This is a genomic window from Pseudoalteromonas sp. SANK 73390 (assembly GCF_054966645.1).
This window is the reverse complement of sequence record NZ_ARPN01000020.1, coordinates 1-4,472: the sequence shown is the minus strand read 5'-3', so window position 1 is coordinate 4,472 and position 4,472 is coordinate 1. Positions and strand designations below refer to the sequence as shown.

At 38.3% G+C, this 4,472-nt stretch carries 7 protein-coding genes; 4 read left to right on the top strand and 3 right to left on the bottom strand.

Going from position 1 to position 4,472, the window contains the following annotated elements:
- Positions 1-83 precede the first annotated feature (83 nt).
- Together SANK73390_RS02045 and SANK73390_RS02040 are read left to right on the top strand one after the other, a co-directional pair.
- A complete protein-coding gene (locus SANK73390_RS02045; protein ID WP_462762918.1) occupies positions 84-1,262 on the top strand; it encodes a tetratricopeptide repeat protein in 1,179 nt (392 codons plus the stop codon).
- A complete protein-coding gene (locus SANK73390_RS02040) occupies positions 1,156-2,142 on the top strand; it encodes a M28 family peptidase (protein ID WP_462762916.1) in 987 nt (328 codons plus the stop codon). Before SANK73390_RS02045 ends, SANK73390_RS02040 begins: the two co-directional genes overlap by 107 nt.
- Here the strand turns inward: SANK73390_RS02040 and SANK73390_RS02035 are convergent.
- Positions 2,070-2,390: a GIY-YIG nuclease family protein gene (locus SANK73390_RS02035; RefSeq protein WP_462762914.1), complete on the bottom strand. Its 321-nt coding sequence runs from the start codon at positions 2,388-2,390 to the stop codon at positions 2,070-2,072. The two genes, SANK73390_RS02040 and SANK73390_RS02035, sit on opposite strands and share 73 nt — an antisense overlap.
- Positions 2,391-2,511: 121 nt before the next feature.
- On the opposite strand from SANK73390_RS02035, the gene SANK73390_RS02030 reads away from it, so the two are divergent.
- Positions 2,512-2,871, top strand: coding sequence for an outer membrane protein assembly factor BamE (locus tag SANK73390_RS02030; RefSeq protein WP_462762912.1), 360 nt, complete (start codon positions 2,512-2,514; stop codon positions 2,869-2,871).
- A gap of 55 nt (positions 2,872-2,926) precedes the next feature.
- Here the strand turns inward: SANK73390_RS02030 and SANK73390_RS02025 are convergent, their stop codons facing one another.
- The gene (locus tag SANK73390_RS02025) at positions 2,927-3,247 is read right to left on the bottom strand and encodes an RnfH family protein (protein WP_462762909.1); all 321 of its coding nucleotides are present in this window, start codon (positions 3,245-3,247) and stop codon (positions 2,927-2,929) included.
- Positions 3,247-3,681: a type II toxin-antitoxin system RatA family toxin gene (locus SANK73390_RS02020; protein ID WP_462762906.1), complete on the bottom strand. Its 435-nt coding sequence runs from the start codon at positions 3,679-3,681 to the stop codon at positions 3,247-3,249. The genes SANK73390_RS02025 and SANK73390_RS02020 overlap by 1 nt, the downstream gene beginning before the upstream one ends.
- 140 nt (positions 3,682-3,821) lie before the next feature.
- Between SANK73390_RS02020 and smpB the strand changes: the two genes are divergently transcribed.
- The gene (gene smpB / locus SANK73390_RS02015) at positions 3,822-4,304 is read left to right on the top strand and encodes an SsrA-binding protein SmpB (RefSeq protein ID WP_462762903.1); all 483 of its coding nucleotides are present in this window, start codon (positions 3,822-3,824) and stop codon (positions 4,302-4,304) included.
- The last annotated feature ends 168 nt before the right edge of the window (positions 4,305-4,472 follow it).

Here is a 4,472-nt window from a genome sequence, read left to right as displayed (position 1 = left end):
GACATAATTTGTAACTCTAAATTTATCAACACTGTCTAAAGATAATCTATGCTCTAGAGATACAGCTGTATCAGGAAAATATTATGTTAACTTTTAAAAAGCCTTGTTTTTGTATGTTTATGCTCGGTTTAATTATACTTACAGGGTGTAATAGCACGCCAACATCAGTTTCAATTAATGAGAGCATCGCTGTTAATAGCGCGTTTAAACGCCAGTCTATTGAATCTGAAAGCGAGATTTTTCGCCTCGACTCTAAAATCACCTTACAGCTCACAGAGTTTTTTAAAAATGAAACTCCACAGCTTATGCAAACTAAAATCTTATTGCAGTTTCTTATGGATAATGGTCAATCCTCTTTGGCTTATCAATCAGATGCAAATTTAACAGCGTCTCAAGCCTACTATAACCTAAACGCAAACTGCCTGTCTTTGTCCATATTAGCTTACAGCCTCGCTAAGCATTTAGGATTTGATGCTACGTTTCAAAGGGTTCATATCCCTGAATACTGGGATCAAAGTCAAGGCTACAGCCTACTAACAGGGCATGTAAACCTGAAAGTTTCGGAAACAAATAAAAGCTCACAGAACACCCATGTTTTATACACTCGTCCAAAGTCGATAGTCATTGATTTTGACCCAAACAGTCGTCGTCAAAAATTCAGCACCTCAAATATTACTAAAAAGCGTATTTTATCAATGTTCTATAGTAACAAAGGAGCAATGGCCTTAGTGAATGGCAATAATGATAAAGCTTACAGTTACTTATCTGCAGCAGTACAATCAGATCCTGGTTATTCTGGTGCATGGGGCAATTTAGGCATTCTCTATCGCGTTTCAGGTTTTCATCAACAAGCTGAGCAAGCTTATACACAAGCACTTGTAATAAAACCAGAAAACAATAATGTCCTTGGTAACTTAGCACTTCTTTATACGATCACTGACCGCGTCGATAAAGGTAGAAAAATCATTGCACAGCTAGATGAAAAACGCCGTAGTAACCCATTTTACTTAATCGTTAAGGGCAACGAAGCAATTAATGCCAAGCAGTACTCTACAGCATTATCATATTTCCGAAAAGCCAAAAAGCTTGATAATCAGCTACACCAAAGCTATTTTGGCATGGCAAAAATATTTTACTTAAGAGGTAACTTGGACCGTGCGAAGTATTACCTTACTAAAGCTTATCAATTATCTACATTCGATCACGACCGTCACCGCTATCAAGGTAAGTTACAATGGTTACAAGCTGTGGCTAAAAATTAGTGTAATTATATTTTGTTGTGTATCGCCTAATGCGATATCGCAGCAGCTATATAATGACTTAGAAGCGCTTACCAGTGTTCATCATGCTGGTCGAAAGTCGGGCAGCGAAAAACCAAACATCAGTGCTCAATTTTTACATCGGCGTTTTAGTGAGATTGGCATTGATACTGAATATCAACGTTTTACATTTAAAACTGGATTTACATCAAAGGCTGTGGGCCATAATGTTATAGCCACTTTACCCTGCAATGTAGTGACTTGCAGCAAAACTATTGTGATTTCAGCTCATTATGATCACCTAGGTAAAATGGGTAGCAGGTTATATAGTGGTGCAAATGATAATGCCTCAGGAACAGCTGCTTTACTTGCTTTAGCCCAACAGCTAAAACAAACCACCAGACACTTCACCGTTGTATTCCTTGCCACTGATGCTGAAGAAAGAGGCTTACATGGTGCCAAACATTATGTTCGCCAAATAAATAACTCTCAATTATACGCTTTAAACATCAACCTAGATATGTTGGCGTTGAATCGAAAAAATACTCTTTATGTAATGCATTCTCGTACCGCTCAACCATTTATAGATAAACTAAAGCAATTAAAAACAAATACATTTAAATTAAAATTAGCGAGTACACCACAAAAAATGCGCCGGTTGCTTAGTAATAAAAGAATCGACTGGTTAAGAGCCAGTGACCACTACGCATTCTATCGTGCTGGAATACCTTATTTATATTTTGGCATGGGGGAGGATAAAAACCATCACAGTACTAAAGATACTCTACAAGCCATGAATTTTGAAAAGTATCAGCACGTTGTTATGTTCATCAGTGACTTTATAGTGACATTACTGCGCTGCCCTTCAAAATGTACTAGCTGAATTTTTTGTACTTTAGACAACTTCTTAATTTGCCATTCCAGTTTACTCGCTTGACTCTTATTCCCCACTTCATAACTAAACACTAACCTCAATGGACCTTTTCCCTTCAAGTTTTTAGCGCCCTTACCCGCTTCATGAGCCGCGACTCGTTCGAGCACGTTAGTTGTAATACCCGTATACCAATGACCAATCCGTGTCTCAACAATATAAATAGACCAATTATTTTTCTTTTTATGCTGCTCTGTCATTTGAAAATGCTCATTATCAGAAACTTTTTATCGCTTGCATGGTCGAAGTTCGACAAGAAGCTTTACCTTCTGCTCTTAATCGGTATCATGCAAATAACATAAAATAAGGATACACAAATACATGCTGTCTAATAAATCCCTTTGCGTATGGCTCAGTGCTGTTGTAATTACTGTGATGCTATCTGGTTGCTCAAGCTGGGTATACCGCATCAACGTGCCACAAGGTAACTTTTTAGAGCAGTCAGATGTAGATAAACTACGTGTCGATATGACCCGCGAACAAGTTTTGTTTGTGCTTGGCACTCCTATCGCCAAAGACGCTTTTAACAACCAGCAATGGCACTACGCATATGTATATAATATTGATCGTAAATCAGAGCAACGAAAATCATTTACGGTGCACTTTGATGGCGACAAATTGAAAAAGATAAATGGTGACTTCGATGAACCTGAATCTTTCAATGTACCGCTAGATCAATAAGTTTAATAATTTAAAAAGGGCGGAATCGCCCTTTTTAAATATCACACATTTTAATTTAACTGAGCGCTCTGCCACCAGTTATCTTATTTGCTCGACCTTCTTCTTTTGCTTTTTCAGCCCTTTTTCGCCTTGCATCTTTAGGGTCAGCAATTAAAGGACGATATATCTCAACTCTATCACCTTCTTTGACCACTTGATGATTTTTAACCGTACGATTCCAAATCCCAACGGTTAACTTGGTCGCATCAATATCAGGGCACTTATCTAAAATACCAGACTGCATCACTACCTGCTCTGCTGATGTGCCTTCAGCCACATCAACTTCAAGACAAACCGCTTTATGGGGTAAAGCAAATACAACTTCTACTTTGATCATTATCTGGCTCCATACACTATCTTCGCACGTTGCGTAAAAGCAGACACCATACTTTTAGCCACCTCGTTAAACACTTTGCCAAACGCCATCTCTATCAACCGACTAGCAAATTCAAATTCTAACTTTAAACTGACTTTACAAGCTTGCTCGTCCAGTTCAGTAAATTGCCAATGACCTTTTAATGATTTAAATGGCCCATCAACTAGTTGCATATGTACCGTTGTACCATCAAAGCTATTTTTCGTGGTAAACCACTTTTTAAGCCCTGCTTTTGAAATTTCTAAACTGGCAGTCATACCACCTTCAGCTGCTTGGATAATTTTTGCATCTGAGCAATGAGGCAAAAATATTGGGTATGCATCTACATCGTTAACTAACTCAAACATCTCTTGGGTGCTATACATCACCAATGCACTTTTTTCTATTTGTGGCATAGTTACTCCAATTCATTTGCGCCGATTTTAGCAAGCTTTTTAAAAATTATCTTGTCTGCAGTACCTCACTAAGCGAAAATAAGACGCAAAATTAAAAAAGCACTGTTTTCTGCTCTCTTTTCTAGGTAAACTAGGCCATTATGGCAAAGAAAAAATCATCTAAATCAACAAGCAATACTATCGCGCTAAATAAAAAGGCGCGTCATGAGTATTTTTTAAGCGACAAATTCGAAGCGGGTGTCGAGCTCCAAGGCTGGGAAGTTAAAAGTATCCGAGCTGGCAAAGTTAATATTTCCGATACTTACATTCATTTAAAAAATGGCGAGGCTTTTCTACTTGGCGGTCAAATTCAGCCTTTAAATAGCGCATCTACGCACGTTATTTGTGACCCTATGCGTTATCGCAAGCTATTGCTGAATAAACGCGAAATTGACCGACTTGTAGGCGCAACGGAACGTGAGGGTTTCTCCCTTATAGCCACCGCCATGTATTGGAAAAAGTGCTGGGTTAAACTTGAGTTTCACTTAGCCAAAGGTAAAAAAATGCATGATAAGCGTGCAGATACCAAAGACAAAGACTGGTCTCGTGAAAAAGAACGCTTAATGAAACACAAAGCAAGATAAAACAAAAAGCCTCTTAATGAGGCTTTTTTAATCGTTCAAATTCATTGCACTGATATTTTTATAATAAAAAACCTCGCATCAATGCAAGGCTCTACACGCTAAGTTTAGGGTCTGTTGATCTTTGCTGTGTTTTTGCAGCAGTCATTCGGGGGTTTTGGCAAGGCAGAG